16 protein-coding genes are annotated in these 19183 nt (G+C 30.6%); 14 read left to right on the top strand and 2 right to left on the bottom strand.

The window, feature by feature from the left end; all coding sequences use genetic code 11:
• Window positions 1–135: 135 nt before the first annotated feature.
• From BTO04_RS02870 to BTO04_RS02860, 3 genes are all read left to right on the top strand, one after another.
• Window positions 136–2235, top strand: coding sequence for a S9 family peptidase (locus tag BTO04_RS02870; protein ID WP_087563064.1), 2100 nt, complete (start codon window positions 136–138; stop codon window positions 2233–2235).
• 62 nt (window positions 2236–2297) lie between these two features.
• Entirely contained in the window at window positions 2298–3293 is a 996-nt protein-coding gene (locus BTO04_RS02865) for a PLP-dependent cysteine synthase family protein (RefSeq protein ID WP_087563063.1), read from the top strand.
• Window positions 3294–3371: 78 nt separating this feature from the next.
• On the top strand, window positions 3372–4619 hold the full coding sequence (locus BTO04_RS02860) for a pyridoxal phosphate-dependent aminotransferase family protein (RefSeq protein ID WP_087563062.1): 1248 nt from the start codon (window positions 3372–3374) through the stop codon (window positions 4617–4619).
• 68 nt (window positions 4620–4687) lie between these two features.
• Here the strand turns inward: BTO04_RS02860 and gcvT are convergent, their stop codons facing one another.
• Complete coding sequence (gene gcvT, locus BTO04_RS02855) at window positions 4688–5773, bottom strand: glycine cleavage system aminomethyltransferase GcvT (protein ID WP_087563061.1); 1086 nt, start codon at window positions 5771–5773, stop codon at window positions 4688–4690.
• Between the two features lie 291 nt (window positions 5774–6064).
• On the opposite strand from gcvT, the gene BTO04_RS02850 reads away from it, so the two are divergent.
• The 6 genes from BTO04_RS02850 to ald all read left to right on the top strand — a co-directional run bounded on the left by BTO04_RS02850 (window position 6065) and on the right by ald (window position 13381).
• On the top strand, window positions 6065–6289 hold the full coding sequence (locus BTO04_RS02850; RefSeq protein ID WP_087563060.1) for a VF530 family DNA-binding protein: 225 nt from the start codon (window positions 6065–6067) through the stop codon (window positions 6287–6289).
• Between the two features lie 309 nt (window positions 6290–6598).
• Window positions 6599–9040, top strand: coding sequence for a primosomal protein N' (gene priA / locus BTO04_RS02845; RefSeq protein WP_087563059.1), 2442 nt, complete (start codon window positions 6599–6601; stop codon window positions 9038–9040).
• Window positions 9041–9443: 403 nt separating this feature from the next.
• The gene (locus BTO04_RS02840; RefSeq protein ID WP_087563058.1) at window positions 9444–10004 is read left to right on the top strand and encodes an RNA polymerase sigma factor; all 561 of its coding nucleotides are present in this window, start codon (window positions 9444–9446) and stop codon (window positions 10002–10004) included.
• On the top strand, window positions 9991–10923 hold the full coding sequence (locus tag BTO04_RS02835; protein ID WP_087563057.1) for a hypothetical protein: 933 nt from the start codon (window positions 9991–9993) through the stop codon (window positions 10921–10923). The genes BTO04_RS02840 and BTO04_RS02835 overlap by 14 nt, the downstream gene beginning before the upstream one ends.
• Before the next feature lie 47 nt (window positions 10924–10970).
• On the top strand, window positions 10971–12074 hold the full coding sequence (locus BTO04_RS02830; RefSeq protein ID WP_087563056.1) for a hypothetical protein: 1104 nt from the start codon (window positions 10971–10973) through the stop codon (window positions 12072–12074).
• A 206-nt stretch (window positions 12075–12280) separates the two neighbouring features.
• Window positions 12281–13381, top strand: coding sequence for an alanine dehydrogenase (ald, locus tag BTO04_RS02825; protein ID WP_087563055.1), 1101 nt, complete (start codon window positions 12281–12283; stop codon window positions 13379–13381).
• 76 nt (window positions 13382–13457) lie between these two features.
• Here the strand turns inward: ald and BTO04_RS02820 are convergent, their stop codons facing one another.
• Window positions 13458–13805, bottom strand: a complete 348-nt coding sequence (locus BTO04_RS02820) for a helix-turn-helix domain-containing protein (RefSeq protein ID WP_087563054.1) — start codon at window positions 13803–13805, stop codon at window positions 13458–13460.
• A 349-nt stretch (window positions 13806–14154) separates the two neighbouring features.
• Here BTO04_RS02820 and BTO04_RS02815 point away from each other — a divergent pair, with 349 nt between their 5' ends.
• From BTO04_RS02815 to BTO04_RS02795, 5 genes are all read left to right on the top strand, one after another.
• On the top strand, window positions 14155–15213 hold the full coding sequence (locus tag BTO04_RS02815) for a M14 metallopeptidase family protein (protein WP_087563053.1): 1059 nt from the start codon (window positions 14155–14157) through the stop codon (window positions 15211–15213).
• 77 nt (window positions 15214–15290) lie between these two features.
• Window positions 15291–15770 (top strand): Lrp/AsnC family transcriptional regulator, encoded by a 480-nt coding sequence (locus BTO04_RS02810; protein ID WP_087563052.1) that lies wholly within the window; start codon window positions 15291–15293, stop codon window positions 15768–15770.
• Window positions 15771–15886: 116 nt separating this feature from the next.
• Window positions 15887–17875 (top strand): thiamine pyrophosphate-dependent enzyme, encoded by a 1989-nt coding sequence (locus tag BTO04_RS02805; RefSeq protein WP_087563051.1) that lies wholly within the window; start codon window positions 15887–15889, stop codon window positions 17873–17875.
• Between the two features lie 32 nt (window positions 17876–17907).
• Window positions 17908–18915: an NADP-dependent oxidoreductase gene (locus BTO04_RS02800; RefSeq protein ID WP_087563050.1), complete on the top strand. Its 1008-nt coding sequence runs from the start codon at window positions 17908–17910 to the stop codon at window positions 18913–18915.
• Entirely contained in the window at window positions 18915–19100 is a 186-nt protein-coding gene (locus tag BTO04_RS02795) for a CPXCG motif-containing cysteine-rich protein (RefSeq protein ID WP_232455936.1), read from the top strand. The genes BTO04_RS02800 and BTO04_RS02795 overlap by 1 nt, the downstream gene beginning before the upstream one ends.
• Window positions 19101–19183 lie beyond the last annotated feature (83 nt).

The raw sequence follows: 19183 nt of genomic DNA, 5'->3' as shown, positions 1-19183 counted from the left end.
TTATAATTTAATATTAATACAACTGCAAAATTAGTACTTTAACATGAATTTAAAATCATAAAAAAAATGAGAAAGATATTCTTCACTGCCATGGTATTAAGCCTTATTTTTGCAACCGCATGTAAAAATAAATCAATGAAAAATACTGATGCAATAGCACCAGTTGCTGAAAAGCAACCTTATAAATTAGAGAAACACGGAGACGAAAGAATAGATGATTATTTTTGGATGCGTTTGTCTGATGAACAAAAAAATGCAGAAAATAAAGATGCACAAACTCAAAAAGTGTATGATTATTTAAATGCAGAAAATAAATATTACGAAGAGAATATAGGATATACAGACGATTTTCAAGAAAGCTTATTTCAAGAAATGAAAGGTCGTATTAAAGAAGATGACCAATCTGTACCTTATAAAGATAACGGTTATTTTTATATTACTCGTTATGAAAAAGGCAGTCAGTATCCAATTTACTCACGTAAAAAAGGAACTTTAGAAGCAGAAGAAGAAATCTTATTCAATGTAAATAATGAGGCAAAAGGATACGATTACTTTCAGTTAGGAGGTTTAAATATTTCAACAGACAATAAACTAATTGCTTTTGCAACTGATACGGTTAGTAGAAGGCAATATTTTCTCCGAATTAAAAATTTAGAAACAGGGAAAATCTATAAAGATATCATTGAAAATACAACTGGTGGTTCTGTTTGGGCAAATGATAATAAAACATTGTTCTACACAAAAAAAGACCCAGTAACTTTACGTAGCGAGAAAATTTTTAAACACGTTTTAGGTACAGATGCTTCAGAAGATGTTGAAGTTTACCATGAAAAAGATGACACTTTTGGAACCTATGTTTACAAAACAAAATCTGATAAATATATCGTTATAGGTTCTTACAGCACGGTTTCTACAGAATATCAATTTTTAGATGCTGATACTCCAAATGGAGAATTTAAAATGGTGCAACAAAGAGAAAGAGATTTAGAATATAGTCTTGCTCATTTTGGTGATGATTTTTATATTCTTACTAATAAGGATGAAGCAAAGAACTTTAAACTGATGAAAACATCTGTAAACAAACCTTCTAAAGAGAATTGGGTTGATGTTGTTCCTCATAGAGAAGATACTTTATTAGAGGATGTTTCAATATTTAAAGACTATTTAGTTTTAGAAGAAAGAAATAATGGATTAAATAAAGTAAGAATTAAACGTTGGGACGGAACAAAAGATGAGTATTTGCCTTTTGATGAAGAAACGTATTCTGCAACAGTGTATAGTAATCCTGATTTTGATACAGATATTTTAAGATATTCATATAATTCAATGACAACACCAAGTTCTATTGTCGATTATAATATGAAAGATAAAACTAAGGATGTTAAAAAAGAACAGGACGTATTAGGAGGGAAGTTTAAAAAAGAAAACTACATCAGTAAACGCGTTTGGGTAACTGCAAGAGATGGAGAAAAAGTAGCCGTTTCTTTAGTGTATCATAAAGATACTAAATTAGGCAAAGAGACTCCTTTATTACAATACGCTTATGGCTCTTATGGTTATACAATTCCAGACGGATTTTCTACAACGCGTTTAAGCTTGTTAGACAGAGGTTTTGTGTATGCTTTAGCACACATTAGAGGAAGCCAATATTTAGGAAGAGATTGGTATGATGATGGAAAAATGTTGAACAAGAAAAACACCTTTACAGATTTTATAGATTGTTCTAAATATTTAATTGAAAATAAGTATACTTCCGCAGATCATTTATATGCAATGGGAGGTTCTGCAGGTGGTTTATTAATGGGAGCAATTGTGAATATGAATCCAGAATTGTACAACGGTATTATTGCAGCTGTTCCATTTGTTGATGTAATTTCTACAATGTTAGATGATAGTATTCCTTTAACAACAGGAGAATATGACGAATGGGGAAATCCTAATGAAGAAGAATATTATAACTATATAAAATCATATTCGCCTTACGATCAAGTAGCACCAAAAAAATATCCTAACATGTTAGTAACAACTGGTTTGCATGATTCTCAAGTACAATATTGGGAACCAGCAAAATGGGTTGCTAAATTACGTGAGTTAAAAACTGACAATAATTTATTAATGTTACGCACAAATATGGAAGCTGGACATGGAGGGGCATCAGGTAGGTTTGATGCTTTAAAAGAAACGGCTAAAGACTACACTTTCTTCCTTGCTTTAGAAAATAAGTTAGAAAAATAAACTATTTTTGCACTCGATTCAAAGTAACCAATTTTGTTGGTTACTTTGAAAAAAGTGATAGAATGGTCAGACATCAAGGAATTAACAATACAATATTAGAATTAGTAGGAGAAACGCCGCTAGTTAAGCTTCAAAAAATCACAAAGAACCTTAAAGGATCTTATTATGCTAAATTAGAAGCATTTAATCCTGGGCATTCTGCAAAAGATAGAATTGCACTACATATTGTAGAAAATGCAGAAAAGAAAGGAATCCTTAAAAAAGGTGCAACAATTGTAGAAACTACTTCTGGTAATACAGGTTTTAGTTTAGCAATGATTAGCATTGTAAAAGGGTATAAATGTATTTTAGCTGTTAGCGATAAATCATCACAGGATAAAATAGATATGTTAAAGTCTATGGGAGCAGAAGTACATGTTTGTCCTGCAAATGTTGCTCCAAATGATCCAAGATCTTATTATGAAGTAGCAAAAACAATTCATAGAAAAACAAAGAACTCTGTTTATATAAATCAATATTTTAATGAGTTAAATATAGAAGCTCATTACAGAACTACTGGCCCAGAAATTTGGAAACAAACAGAAGGGAAAATCACACATTTAGTTGTTGCAAGTGGAACTGGAGGAACAATATCTGGAACAGGAAAATACCTAAAAGAACAAAATAAAAATGTTAAAATATTAGGGGTTGATGCTGTTGGGTCTGTTTTAAAGAAATACCACGAAACTAGAGAGTTTGATGAAAAAGAAATAAGTCCCTATAAAATTGAAGGGTTAGGGAAAAACTTAATTCCTACTGCTACAGATTTTGATGTAATTGATATCTATGAAAAAGTTACAGATAAAGAAGCAGCATTAAAATCTAGAGAAATAGTTAAAACGGAAGGAATCTTCCCTGGATACACTAGTGGTGCAGTAATGCAGGCTACAGAACAGTATGAAAAACTAGGTATGTTTGATGAAAACAGTTTTGTTGTACTTATTTTTCCAGATCATGGTTCACGTTATATGAATAAAATTTACAGTGATTCTTGGATGAAAGAACAAGGATTTATATAAGTTGATTGCATTATTAACAATTTGATAAACTGCAAAAAAAGGGTTACTTTGCAATTCGTAAAAAAACAAAAAGAGAAAATGACGACAGATTTATTTGCAAGAATAATAGAAGACAAAGGTCCTTTAGGTAATTGGGCAGAAAAAGCGGAAGGGTACTATGTTTTTCCTAAGCTAGAAGGTCCAATATCTAATAGAATGTCTTTCAATGGCAAAAAAGTAATTACATGGAGTATTAATGACTATTTAGGTTTAGCAAATCATCCTGATGTAATAAAAGCAGATGGTGAAGCAGCATCAGAACATGGAATGGCCTTTCCTATGGGGGCAAGAATGATGTCTGGGCACACGCCAATTCATGAGCAATTAGAGGAAGAATGTGCCGAGTTTGTAGATAAAGAAAAGGCATACTTATTAAACTTTGGTTATCAAGGTATTATGTCTGCAATAGATGCCTTAGTGACCAAAAATGATATTATAGTCTATGATATGGATACACATGCTTGTATTATAGATGGTGTCCGTTTGCATTCAGGAAAGCGTTTTGTATATCGTCACAACGATATGGAAAGTTTTGAAAAAAACATAAAACGAGCTAAAAGAATGGCAGAAAAAACGGGTGGAGGAATTCTTGTAATTTCTGAAGGTGTTTTTGGAATGCGCGGAGAACAAGGTCGTTTAAAAGAAATTGTAGCATTTAAAAAAGAATATAATTTTAGATTATTAGTAGATGACGCACATGGATTTGGAACTTTAGGTGAAGGAGGAAGAGGTACCGGTTTTGAACAAGGAGTACAAAATGATATCGATGTTTATTTTGCAACTTTTGCAAAATCTATGGCTGGTATTGGTGCTTTTTTAGCTGGAGACAAAGATGTAATTCAGTATTTACAATATAATATGCGTTCTCAAATGTTTGCAAAGTCATTGCCAATGGCAATGGTTAAAGGGGCATTAAAACGTTTAGATATGTTGCGTACAATGCCAGAATTAAAAGAAAGATTGTGGAAAAATACAAATGCTTTACAATCTGGATTGCGTACTTCTGGTTTCGATTTAGGAACTACACAAACTTGTATAACACCTGTATTCTTAAAAGGAGAAATTCCTGAAGCAATGGCAATGGTAAATGACTTACGTGAAAACCATGGAATATTTTGCTCTATTGTTGTGTATCCAGTAATTCCAAAAGGATTAATTATTTTAAGATTAATACCTACAGCAACACATACACAAGAAGATATTGATGAAACAATTGTAGCTTTTTCTGCAATCAGAGAAAACTTAGAAAATGGTAGTTATAAAAAAGTTGCCGCTTCAATGATGTAATTTTAAAGAAATTAAAAGCACAAAAAAAAACGAGCAATTTGCTCGTTTTTTTTATGTGCTCTATTTTCTTATCCTTTATAAAAAGGTAATTTTATAATTGTGGCTGGAATTGCTTTTTTACGAACTTGTATGTAAATACGAGTTCCAGATTTAGAGCCTATTCTTGGTACATACCCCATTCCAATTCCTTTTTGTAAAGAAGGACTCATCGTTCCAGAAGTAACATTTCCAATAATATTTCCATTTTCATCAACAATATCATAGCCATGTCTTGGAATTCCTCTTTCATCCAATTCAAAAGCAACTAAACGTCTTTCTGGTTTGTGTTCTTTCTCTTTCGCTAAAGCTTCACTATTTACAAAATTTTTGGTAAACTTAGTGATCCAGCCTAAGCCAGCTTCAATAGGAGAGGTTGTGTCGTTAATATCATTTCCATATAAACAATACCCCATTTCTAAACGTAATGTATCACGTGCTGCTAAACCAATTGGTTTAATTCCAAAAGCAGCACCAGCTTCAAAAACTTTGTTCCAAATTTGTACAGCTTCTTCATTCTTACAGTAAATTTCAAATCCACCAGAACCTGTATAACCAGTTGCAGAAATAATTACGTTTTCAACTCCTGCAAAATCATTTATCTTAAACGTATAAAATTTTATTGCAGATAAATTTTCTGAAGTTAAAGATTGCATCGCTTCAATTGCTTTGGGACCTTGAATTGCTAATAGCGAATAACCTTCCGATAAATCTTTTAATTCCGCTTTAAATTCTTCGTTGTATTTGCTAATCCAGTTCCAATCTTTTTCAATATTAGAAGCATTTACAACTAATAAATAGGTGTTTTCTTTAATTCTATAACAAATTAAATCATCTACAATACCATTATCTTCATTAGGAAAACAACTGTATTGTGCATCTCCAATTGCTAATTTAGAAGCATCATTAGATGTTACTTTTTGAATTAAAGCCAACGCATTTTCTCCTTCAACCAAAAATTCTCCCATATGACTGACATCAAAAACACCTAGAGATTCTCTTACTGTTAAGTGTTCTGCTGTAACTCCTTCATATTGTACAGGCATATTATAACCTGCAAAAGGAACCATTTTTGCTCCAAGAGCTTCATGAATTTTATGTAATGCAATATTTTTCATCTATAGATTTCTTAAATTTCATGCTAAATTATTGAAAAATTCGCAATTATCAATGACTATTTTTTTGTTAATATTTATAATCTAAAAACAAATAATATTACATTTGTTTTCTAAACTGATATATCCACTCAAATGAGAATTTATAAGTTTCTAATTTTGGCGATTTTATTTATTTCTGTAAACGGATTTTCGCAAACGCCTACTGATTTTCTATCCAATTAGAAATAGAGTAAATGATGGCTAAAGAAAGTGTATTAGATATTTACTTTTACCAAATTTAGATAAATAATTATGACAGAACAACAACCAAATAATCCGTTACACGGAATAAAATTAGCAACTATTTTAGAACAATTATTCTTAGAATATGGCTGGGAAGAATTAGGCGATATTTTAAATATAAATGCTTTTAAGAACAATCCAACATATAAATCTAGTCTTAAGTTTTTAAGAACTACACCTTGGGCAAGAGAAAAAGTTGAAAACCTGTATCTAAAGACCATCATTAATAAATAGACTAAAATTCAGTATTATTTTTTTGAAGCTATTTCCTGCTTTTCGCACTCGCTTTTTTTCTCCCGTTTTCACGGGGCCAAAAAGAGCTCAAACAATTGCTGCAATCAGGGCTAAACCAATCTGCTAACTTTTTCAACTGAATAAAAGTAATGTAGCTAATTTTATGTAGTTTTGGATTATAATAAATTGTTAGAATGTCAGTTCGAGTGATTTCGAATTTTTATCGAAATTGTATCGAAAAATTTTAAAGATGTTAGACTTCTCAATACAATTTTTTTCATTTCAATCGTAAAATCACTCGAAGTGACAATGCATTTTATAGACGTTATCTTACCAATTCCCATTCAGAAAACTTTTACGTATTCTGTAACTGAAGACGAAGCCAATTTTCTTAAAAAGGGAATGCGTGTTGCTGTCTCTTTTGGTAAAACAAAAATGTATTCTGCATTGGTTTTAAACATCCATCAAAATGCACCAACATTATATGAAGCCAAAGAAATTCATCAAATTTTAGATGAACAACCCTTGGTAAATGAATTGCAAATTAAACATTGGCAATGGATTTCTAAATATTACATGTGTTCTTTAGGAGATGTTTACAGAGCCTCTTTGCCATCTGCATTTTTGTTAGAAAGTGAAACTGTTATTTATAAAAATGAAGCTGATATTGATACATCTATCTTATTAGATGATGAGTTTTTAATTTATGAAGCTTTACATCATCAATCTCAATTAACTATACATCAAGTCGCAGATATTTTAGGCAAGAAAAAAGTAATGCCTACAATTAACGAGTTAATTAAAAAATCTGCAATCACAATTCATGAAGAAATCTACGAACAATACAAACCTAAATTGGTAAAATATGTTCGTTTACATCAAAACTATACAAGTGATGCATCTTTAAATTCTTTGCTAGAAGAACTATCTAGAGCTAAAAAACAACGAGAAGCTGTATTAGCTTTTTTTCAGTTATCAACTTCTAAAAAACCTATAAAAGCAAAAGATTTAGAGGAAAAAGCAAGTGTTTCATCTTCTATTTTAAAATCGTTGGTAGATAAAAATATCTTTGAATTTTATCATATAAAAACAGATAGAATTCATTTTGAAGGAGGCACAAATGATTTAAAAAACTTAAACGAATTTCAAGAAGTTGCGCTGGCAGAAATTAAAGAGGCTTTCAAAGAAAAGGAGGTTACACTTTTACACGGAATTACAAGTTCTGGTAAAACAGAAGTGTATACAAAATTGATACAAGAAGTTTTAGATGAAGGCAAACAAGTCTTATTTTTATTGCCAGAAATTGCATTAACAACACAAATTATTACACGTTTAGAGGTTTATTTTGGAAATCAGATTTCTGTATTTCATTCTAAATATTCTATGAATGAAAGGGTAGAAGTGTGGAACAATGTTTTGGATAACAAACCAAAAGCACAAATAATTTTAGGCGCTCGTTCGTCTGTATTTTTACCTTTTTCTAATTTAGGATTAATTGTGGTTGATGAAGAACATGAAACTTCATACAAACAATTTGAACCTTCACCAAGATACAATGCGCGTGATTCTGCCATTGTTTTAGCAAATATTCATAAAGCAAAAATTTTATTAGGTTCTGCAACTCCTTCTTTAGAAAGTTATTATAATGCAGCACAAAAAAAATATGGTTTTGTTGAATTAAATAGACGTCATGGAAATGTTCAATTACCAAAAATTGAATTGATAGACGTTAAAGAAAAACAGCGTAAAAAGGAAATGAAAGGTCATTTTTCTGACAGGATGCTTAAGCTAATTCAAGAAGCGTTAGACGAAAAAGAACAAGTTATCTTGTTTCAAAACAGACGTGGATATTCTCCAGTGGTAGAGTGTAAAACCTGTGGGGTTTCACCAGAATGCCCAAATTGCGATGTTACGCTAACGTTTCATAAGTTTAAACACGAATTGCGTTGTCATTACTGTAATTACCAACGTGCAATGCCAAATAGTTGTGGCGCTTGTGGTAGTAATACTTTAGACACAAAAGGGTTTGGTACAGAACAAATTGAGTTAGAATTAAAGGATTTATTTCCAGATTTCAAAATAGGAAGAATGGATTTAGATACCACTCGTGGAAAACATGGCTATCAAAAAATAATTGGTGCTTTTGAAGCGAGAGAAATAGATGTTTTAGTAGGAACACAAATGTTATCAAAGGGTTTAGATTTTGATAATGTTTCTTTAGTTGGAATTTTAAATGCAGATACGATGCTTAATTTTCCAGATTTTAGAGCCCATGAACGTGGTTATCAAATGATGGTACAAGTTTCTGGAAGAGCAGGAAGAAGTAAAAAACAAGGAAATGTTGCTATTCAAACCTACAATCCTTTTCATAAAATATTACAGCAAGTTTCTACCACAAATTATACAGAAATGTATAAAGAACAGTTGCAAGAACGTTGGCAATATAAATATCCACCTTATTTTAGGTTGATAAAAATAACACTAAAACACAGAGATTATAATAAAGTTGATATTGGTGTGAATTGGTTGTTTAAAGCTTTGTATAGTTCATTTGGTGAAAATGTTTTAGGTCCAACTGCACCTGCAGTTTCTAGAATTAGGAATCAATATATTAAGAATATTGTGATTAAAATTCCGCCAAAACAAAATTTAGCAAATACTAAAAATCAGATTACTAAAATTAGAAATACGTTTGAAGCTGTAAAAGATTTTAGACCAATAAGATTTATTATTGATGTAGATGCTTATTAATTTAGTAGGTAGTTGATAGATAAAATTTCAGTTTGGCATTATCAAATTTAAAAGATATTTTGAATGAAGATAACAAACGATGTTATTTGAAAAATAAAAAGTATATAAAATACGATTTAATTTGTATTGGTGATAGTATTATAAGCGCAAACTAGGCGTTAATCATCCAATTATTAAATCTGGATTTAGATACTTTAATTCGATAACACTTTCATAAAGTAAAAGAAATTACACCATTTAGAAATAAGCACTTTCTTTCATTTTTTAGTTTGATAAAACTAAAAACGAATCACTTAGAACTCATAGCTAAAAAAAGTTTAAAAACTTTTTTTCTTCCAAGCAACCTTTTTTAAACATCTGTAGTCTATATATTTGTAAGGCATTAAAAACAGAATAGAGAGGCTTGAAAATTATCAACTTGCATAACAAACAAAAATCGCTCATTAAAAAAGCGATACACAACAATAGAGAAGCGCAACAACAATTGTTTGAGCAGTTTTCGCCTAAAATGTTGGGAGTTTGCAGGCAATATGTAAAAGATTTACATCACGCAGAAGATTTAATGTTGCAAGGTTTTTTAAAAGTTTTTACCAACTTACAGAAGTTCAAAAACGAAGGTAGTTTTGAAGGTTGGATACGTAGAATTATGGTAAATACCTGTCTTTCGTATCTCCGTAAGAGAAACTTGATTGACTTTACAGATGAAGTGTATGTTTTTAATGGAGAAGCTACAGAGAATTTAGAAAACAGCGCTGTTGAAGACATTCAAAAACTGATTGATAAATTACCAGACGGTTACAAAATGGTGTTTAATTTATTCGCCATAGAAGGTTATAAGCATTCAGAAATTGCAGAAAAACTAGGCGTTTCTGAAAGTACATCAAAATCGCAATTGTTTAAAGCACGTAAATTATTGCAAGAAAATTATTATAAAATGAATAACATAATTCATGAAAACAAATAAGGTAGACACTAACATAAAAGAGAAGTTCGGGAATAGAACATTTAAACCTTCTGCTTCTGCTTGGGAGCGTTTATCTGCACAATTAGATGAGCAAGAGCAGAAAAAGAAAAAAGGTTGGTTTTTTTATATAGGCTATGCAGCAAGTCTTGTAGTCTTGATTTCAGTAAGTTTTTGGTTTTTTTCTGATAATGATAAGCCAGTAATTCTAGAAAATAGCATTGTAAAAACTCCTATTGACACCCTTTTAATTGATAAAAAAACAGACAGGTTTATAAATGAAATTCCTGTTGAAGAAGCAATTGTAAATAATGAAAAAGTAGAAGAAGCGAAAAAAACTAATAAAAATAGCAATGCTATTGCTAACAAAGTGAAGCAATCTGATTTTAATAAAAAGCTTACTTTATTAAAAACCCCTAGTAATTACAAAGATGAAATTACCAACGTAGATCATAAACAAAAGATCATTCCTACAAAGAAGGAATCTAAATTAAAAAAAGAAAGCTTTAAACAAGATGCTAATAGTACTATAAAAATAAATAGTGACGATTTATTATATGCTGTAACGCACGATAAAGAAAAAGGAATAAGTACTGAGAATAAATTAGAAATCAAAAAAGAAAGCTTTATCCAAGCCCCTAATAGTATCATAAAAATAAATAGTGCCGATTTATTATATGCCGTAACACACAGTAAAGAAGAAGTCAAAACATATTATGCTAAGTATACTATTAATAGGAATGAAGTTTTAAAAACGATTCGAAATCAGCTGAAAGAATCGAATTTAAAAGTGAATCCTACTATTATTCTTGCAGAAGTAGAGCGCAATATAGATGAGGCTGCTTTTCAGAATAATTTCATGAAATCATTAAAGAAAAGAGTAACAGATATTGCGTCTGCAATTGCAAGTAGAAACGATTAAAAAGGTTAATCAAAAAAAACAAAAACATAAATTATAAAACATTAAAGATGAAAAGAGTACTGCTAATTTTAGTGTTGTTTAGTACAACTATTGCCTTATCTCAGCAAAAAACATTTGAGAAAGAAGTAAGTAAAATATCAAAAAGGATAGAAAATATTACCAAAATACAGAAAGATTCTCTGAAGACAAAGGTGATGAATATCAATAAGAGATTAGAAAAAGGAGAAATTACTACAACAACAGCAGCATCTTTAAAAAAGGAAGTTGCTAGGTATCACGCAAGACAAATTGAAGAAAAGGTTGGAGAACAAGAACGTTTGTTGCAATTATTAGTTCAGGATAAAACGAATGGAAAAATAGCAAGTTCAGATGAAATTGGCAATGATGATGAAGTAAATACGTTTTCTATTGGTCATAAAACATTTAAATTCACCGTAAATGATGAAGATGACAAATATGATAACAAAAGAAGAGAAGCAAGGAGGAAGACGAAGAATAAAAAAAATAGAAGTACAACAACTCAGTTTGTATTTGCTATGGGAGTTAATAATGTGATAAATAATGGCGAATTAGCATCTTTAGAAGATTCTGAATATAAGTTTTGGCAATCGCATTTTTATGAATTAGGTTGGACTTGGAAAACACGTTTTGCAAAAGAAGCATCACAATTATATTTTAAATACGGAGCATCTTTTCTTTGGAATAATTTACGATTAGATGAGGATAGATACCATGTTAAAAATGTAGATATGACAGAATTAGAGACCTTTTCTAGTCAACTAAAAGAAAGCAGACTGCGTCATGTTCAAATGATATTTCCAATGCATTTGGAATGGGATTTTTCTAGAAATAAAAAATATGAAGATGGTTTTGTAAGAGATAGAACAAATAGATCTGTACGTTTTGGGGTTGGTGGTTTTGTAGGTTTTAAATTAGGAACAAGACAGTATTTAGAGTTTAAAAATGCGCAAGGTGTGGATGTAGAAGAAGTGCAGAAAGATAGTTTTAATATGAATACTATAAATTATGGTTTGAGTGCTTATTTAGGCTATAGATCTACAAGTTTATATGTGAAATATGATTTAAACCCACTGTTTAAAAACACGGAGACTAGGAATATTTCGATAGGAATTCGCTTAGATTTGGATTAAAAGATTGCAGTACATCTAATTAATTTTAATTTTTTAGGCTAATAATTCAATTTTTGATAAAATAAGATATCAAAATATAGGATTCAATTATTCTAAAACAGAAAAAATATCACTTTCATAAAAATAACAGTTTAAAATCTTTTTGTTAAATTCCGAACAAAAAGGTTTTAAATTTACTTGCTTATAATAACTAATTCTAAGCAAAAATGAAAATAGGAATTCCTAAAGAAATTAAAAACAATGAAAATAGAGTAGGTATGATTCCTGCTGGTGTTTTTGAATTAACCAAAAGAAATCACGTTGTTTATATTCAGTCTAATGCTGGAGAAGGAAGTGGTTTTTTTGATGAAGATTATAGTAAAGTTGGAGCAATAATTTTAGACACGATTGAAGAAGTTTACAATCAAAGTGAAATGATTGTAAAAGTAAAAGAACCCATTGCATCTGAATATCCTTTAATAAAAGAAAATCAAATTGTATTTACATATTTTCATTTTGCATCTAGTGCGCCATTAACCAAAGCTATGGTTGCAAGTAACTCTATTTGTATCGCTTATGAAACGGTAGAAGATGAAGAAGGTACGTTGCCTTTATTAACGCCAATGTCTGAAGTTGCAGGTAGAATGGCAATTCAGCAAGGAGCAAAGTATCTAGAAAAACCAATTAAAGGAAGAGGAATCCTTTTAGGAGGAGTACCGGGAGTTGCACCAGGAAAAGTTTTGATTTTAGGAGCTGGAGTTGTAGGTGTTCAAGCCGCAAAAATGGCCGCAGGTTTAGGAGCACATGTTACAATTATGGATGTTAACATGAAGCAACTACGTTATGTAAATGATGTTTTACCAAATCATGTTGTTACAGAGTTTTCAAATGAATACAGTATTAGAAAGCATATAAAGTCTCATGATTTAATTATTGGAGGTGTTTTATTAAAAGGAGCAAAGGCACCAAAATTAATTACAAAAGATATGTTAAAAGAAATGCGTCCAGGAACTGTTGTTGTAGATGTAGCGGTAGATCAAGGAGGTTGTTTTGAAACTACAAAAGCAACTACGCATGAAGACCCAACTTATATTATAGATGATGTTGTACATTATTGTGTAGCAAACATGCCGGGAGCTGTTCCTTACACATCTACCATGGCACTTACTAATGTAACTTTGCCTTATGTAATCAAACTTGCAGATTTAGGTTGGAGAGAAGCATGTGCAAAAGATACATCTTTAGAAAAAGGGTTAAATATTATTAATGGTAAAATTGTTTATAAAGAAATTAATGAAGCTTTTAATTTAGAAGCTTTTGTCCTTTAATTTTCAGTTCTTTTATTAAACAAAAAAAGCGAGAAATTAATAATTTCTCGCTTTTTTTGTGTTTACTATTTTTTTCTTATTTCTGATATTCTGCAAAAGTACCATCATCAAAAAAGACAACAATTCTTTGAATCGTTTTTCCATCACTACTATTTGGTGTAGATAATGGAGGAGGGGCTTTTGTGCTTTTTTCTGCATTATTAGGAAAAACTCCTTTTCCATTTAGCAACCATTGTATATCAACATCTGTAAGTTCTGATGTTACTTTTAAAATAAAATCGAGGCTAGGTTTATTTCTTCCAGATAAAATATGGGAGATGCTAGAACGCTGAACACCTATTTTATCTGCAAACATAGAAGCAGATAATTGATGAAAATCCATCACTTTTTTTAAACGAGAAGTAAGTTCGAGTACGTTTACCATTGTAACTGTTTAGTTATATACAAATGTAAATCATCTGAAATTAATAACAAAACAAAGAACTATAAAACTTAAAAAATAATAGAATAGTATTCAACTATAACTTTAAGTAAACTATGTAAATTACTGATTTAATGTATGCTAATTATTTAATCAAGTCGCTGTAAAGTAACAGTAACTGTTGTCTATCTATTTCTTCATACTATTTAAATATTTGTTTACAAAAGTAACTATCTTTGCGCAAACATCTATTTACATTTGTAACATTTACGCAATTTACAATTGTAACATTTTAGTTTGTGGTTTTTATCTAATGATGTATTTTTGAAGTTCATAAATGAGTAGCCACAACATGAGTACTGTACCAATAGAATTTTTAGAGAACATTTACAAGGTCCAAAAGGAAACTTCACTTTTTGGAAAATGGATTACATATAGTGATATAGAAAAATTATTTTCGAAATATGAAGCTACTTTTAAAGTTTCTCAGATAGGTTCATCAGAAGAAAATAGACCTATATTTCAATTGAAAATTGGAAATGGTAAAAAGAAGATTTTGATTTGGTCTCAAATGCATGGAAATGAAAGTACAGGTACAAAAGCTGTTTTCGATTTATTTAATTGCTTTTTAAATTCATCTGAAAAAGAGTTTTCTCAAATATTAGAAACATGTACACTTGTATTTATCCCAATGTTAAATCCAGATGGTGCGCAAGCATATACAAGAGTAAATGCCAGTAACGTAGATTTAAACAGAGACGCTGTAAATAGAGTTGCTAAAGAAAGTAAGTTGTTGAGAAAAATAGTGGAAGATTTTAATCCACAGTTTTGCTTCAATCTACATGATCAAAGAACAATTTTTGGAGTAGAAGGAACAAAAAATCCGGCAACAATATCGTTTTTAGCTCCTTCAGAGGAGGAAACCCGAGAAATTACTGAGGGTAGAAAGAAAACCATGAATGTTATTGTAGCAATGAATAAAATGCTACAAAACATAATACCTAACTATGTAGGGAGGTATACAGATGAATTTTACCCAACAGCAACAGGAGATAATTTTCAAAAATTAGGATACAATACTATTTTAATTGAATCTGGTCATTATCCAGAAGACTATAAAAGAGAGGAATCTAGAAAATATACTTTCTTTTCTCTGTTGCAAGGAATTCATCATATTGCAACAGCATCAGGTTTTAATGAATTTTCAGCATATTTTGATATCCCGAATAATGATAAAATATTTTATGATGTTCTTCATCGATTTTCAAACAGTAAAAATGATGTCGCTTTTCAATTTGAAGATAAAATTATAGACGGAAAATTGGTTTCAAATTTAAACAAAGTTGATGAAAATGACTTAAAATCTAAACTTGGACATAACGAAATCGTTTTCGAAAGTGATTTTAATTAGATATTTCTTAAATTTATGGTTATTTAGTTAAATTTAATTCATAAATTTGCAACGTAAATTGAATAATACGCAAAAATATGAAAAAATATATTTTAGATGAAATTGATCATCAAATCTTAGACGTCTTAATAGAAAACGCAAGAACACCTTTTACTGATATTGCAAAACAATTATTAGTATCTGCGGGTACAATTCACGTTCGTGTAAAAAAGATGGAAGATGAAGGTATTATTCAAGGTTCTACTTTAACACTTAACTATGAAAAAATGGGGTATTCTTTTATAGCTCATGTTGGTGTTTTTCTAGAAAAAACTTCGATGACTCAATCGGTTATTGAAAACTTAAGAAAGATTCCTAATGTAACTGTTGCTTATGTAACAGCAGGTAAATACAATATTTTCTGTAAAGTAAGAGCAAAAGGAACTAATGATGCAAAAGATATTATTTATGAAATTGATGATATTCCTGGTGTAAACAGAACAGAAACGATGATTGCTTTAGAAGAAAGCATCAACGATAAAAAGAGAATGATGCACGCAATTTTTAAAGACTTATAATAAGAATATTCAATTTATAAATTAAAAAAAATCCTTATCAATAAAATGATAGGGATTTTTTTATGCATTATACTTATTTATTATTATGTTTGTTCGTGTTACGAAATCAATAATTTATGTCAATTAAAATTGAATTTAATGCAAATTCTATAAAGAAAGAGTCTCTTTTGTATTTGTACAAGTGCATGTTAAAACCTCGTTTAATAGAGGAGAAAATGCTTATTTTACTTCGTCAAGGAAAAATATCTAAATGGTTTTCTGGTATTGGTCAAGAAGCAATTTCTGTTGGTGTAACTGCCGCATTGCAAAAAGACGAATATATTTTACCTATGCATAGAAATTTAGGGGTTTTCACAACAAGAGAAATTCCTTTATATCGATTATTTTCTCAATGGCAAGGTAAAATGAATGGCTTTACAAAAGGTAGAGATAGAAGTTTTCATTTTGGAACTCAAGAATATAATATTGTGGGTATGATTTCTCATCTAGGACCACAGTTAGGAATTGCAGATGGTATTGCTTTGGCAAATAAATTAAAAGGAAATAATAAAATTTGCGCTGTTTTTTCTGGTGAAGGAGGAACTAGTGAAGGGGATTTCCATGAAGCTTTAAACGTTGCTTCGGTTTGGGATTTACCTGTTTTGTTTTGTATAGAAAACAATGGATACGGGTTATCGACACCAACTTCAGAGCAATTTAAATGTAAAAATATTGCAGACAAAGGAATTGGTTACGGAATGGAAAGCCATATAATTGATGGAAATAACATTCTAGAAGTCTACACAAAAGTTAGTGAAATTGCAGAAAGCGTTCGTAAAAAACCAAGGCCTATTTTAATTGAGTTTAAAACCTTTAGAATGCGTGGTCACGAAGAAGCAAGTGGTACAAAATATGTTCCGCAAGAAACATTAGATTTTTGGGCAGCGAAAGATCCTCTAGAAAATTACGAAGAATTTTTAATAAATAAAGAAATTCTTACTGATAAAACTATAGTTAGTTATAAAAGTGAAATTGTACAAGAAATAAACGAGCACTTACAAACTGCTTTTGATGAAGAAAAAATTACTCCGAATTTAGAAACTGAAATCAATGATGTTTTTAAAGCTCATAAACATGAAGCTATTAATCCATCAACAGAGAAAAAGCGAATTCGTTTAATAGATGCCATTTCAGACGGATTAAAGCAATCTATGGAGAAATATGATGACTTAGTTATCATGGGTCAAGATGTTGCAGAATATGGTGGTGTTTTTAAAATTACTGATGGTTTTGTAGAAAAATTTGGTAAAGAACGCGTTCGAAATACACCAATTTGCGAATCGGCAATTGTTTCTGCAGCGTATGGATTATCTGTAAATGGAATAAAAGCTGTTGTAGAAATGCAATTTGCAGACTTTGTTTCATCAGGATTTAATCCCATTGTAAATTTATTGGCAAAATCTCATTATCGTTGGCAACAAAATGCAGATGTTGTTGTGAGAATGCCTTGTGGAGCAGGAGTTGGAGCAGGACCATTTCATAGTCAAACTAATGAAGCTTGGTTTACAAAAGTACCTGGTTTAAAAGTTATTTATCCCGCATTTCCTCAAGATGCAAAAGGCTTATTAATTGAAGCGATTAATGATCCTAACCCTATTTTGTTTTTTGAACACAAAGCATTGTATAGATCGGTTTATCAAGATGTTTCTGAGAATTATTTTACAACAGAAATTGGTAAAGCAGCAATTTTAAAAGAAGGAAATCATCTTACTATTATTAGTTACGGAGCAGGAATTCATTGGGTTTTAGAGGTTTTAGAAAAATTACCTGAGATTTCTGCAGAAGTGATCGATTTAAGAACACTGCAACCTTTAGATGTAGCAACTATATATGAATCTGTAAAAAACACAGGAAAAGCAATTATAGTACAAGAAGATTCACTTTTTGGCGGAATTGCAAGTGATATTTCTGCATTAATTACAGAAAATTGTTTTAAGTTTTTAGATGCGCCTGTAAAAAGAATAGCAAGTTTAGAAACACCAATTCCTTTTCAGCCAGATTTAGAACAACAATATTTAGGAAAATCAAACTTAGAAAAAGCAATACAAGATTTACATAATTATTAAGTATATTTAGCATCTTACTAAAAATAGTATTCATGAATAACAAGCAAATAATCTTTAAAAAACGCCCTTCTGGAGTTCCAGAAGCAGCTACTTGGCAATTAGAAACAAATCCTCTTCCAGAATTACAAGAAGGAGAAATCTTAATACAGCACCATTATATTTCTTTAGATCCTGCAATGCGTGGCTGGATGAATGATACAAAATCTTACATTCCTCCAATTGCTATAGATGATGTTATGAGAGCTGGTTCTATTGGAAAAGTGATTAAAAATAATGGAAATTCGAAGTTTGAAGTTGGCGACTGTGTAACAAGTTGGGGTGGCGTACAACAATATGCGATTACAAATGGTGATGGTTGGTATAAAGTTGACGAACGTTTAGCGCCAATGCCAATGTATTTAGGAACTTTAGGAATGCCTGGAATGACTGCATATTTTGGAATTACAGAAGTTGGAAAAATTAAAGAAGGAGATATTGTATTGGTTTCTGGAGCTGCAGGTGCTGTTGGAAGCATCGTTGGGCAGATTGCAAAAATAAAAGGGTGCACTGTAATTGGAATTGCTGGAGGAAAAGAAAAATGCGATTACCTAATTAACGAGTTAGGTTTTGATGAAGCAATAGATTATAAATCTGAAAACATTTATTCCGCTTTAAAAAAGAAATGCCCAAAAGGAATTGATGTGTATTTTGATAATGTTGGTGGCGTTATTTTAGATGCTGCTTTAAGCAAGTTAAGAATGCATGCAAGAGTAGTAATTTGTGGTGCAATTTCTCAATATAATAACAAAACTAAAATTAACGGACCCAGTAATTATTTATCCTTATTAGTAACCCGTTCTACAATGCAAGGTATGGTAGTTATGGATTATATAAAAGAGTATGGAGTTGCTGCCAAACAAATGGGAACATGGTTGCAACAGGGAAAACTAAAGTCTAGAGAAGATATTTATGAAGGCATAGAAAACTTTCAAGAAACCTATAAAAGATTATTTTCTGGAGAAAAGAATGGAAAACTAATTTTAAAAGTTATTGAAGATTAGTGGAAAATGAACACTTTTTTCAGTGCCCACATTGTTGGGAAGAAATCTCTATGATCTTAGATTCAAGTATTCATCAACAAACCTATATTGAAGATTGCGAAGTCTGTTGTAATCCTATCGAAATTACACCTGTTTTTGAAGAAAATGAATTAATAAGTTTTCACGCTGAATCTTTAGAACAATAAAATTAAAATACTGCTTCGGTAGGATTTTTTTTATTTACAGGTATTTCCTACTTTCTACTATTCTCTTTTTATAACGGTCATTG

The sequence above is a fragment of the Polaribacter sp. SA4-10 genome (assembly GCF_002163835.1).
In the GTDB taxonomy this organism is placed as follows: domain Bacteria; phylum Bacteroidota; class Bacteroidia; order Flavobacteriales; family Flavobacteriaceae; genus Polaribacter.
Note: the sequence above shows the minus strand (reverse complement) of the source record. Positions and strands in the feature narration are given on the sequence as shown.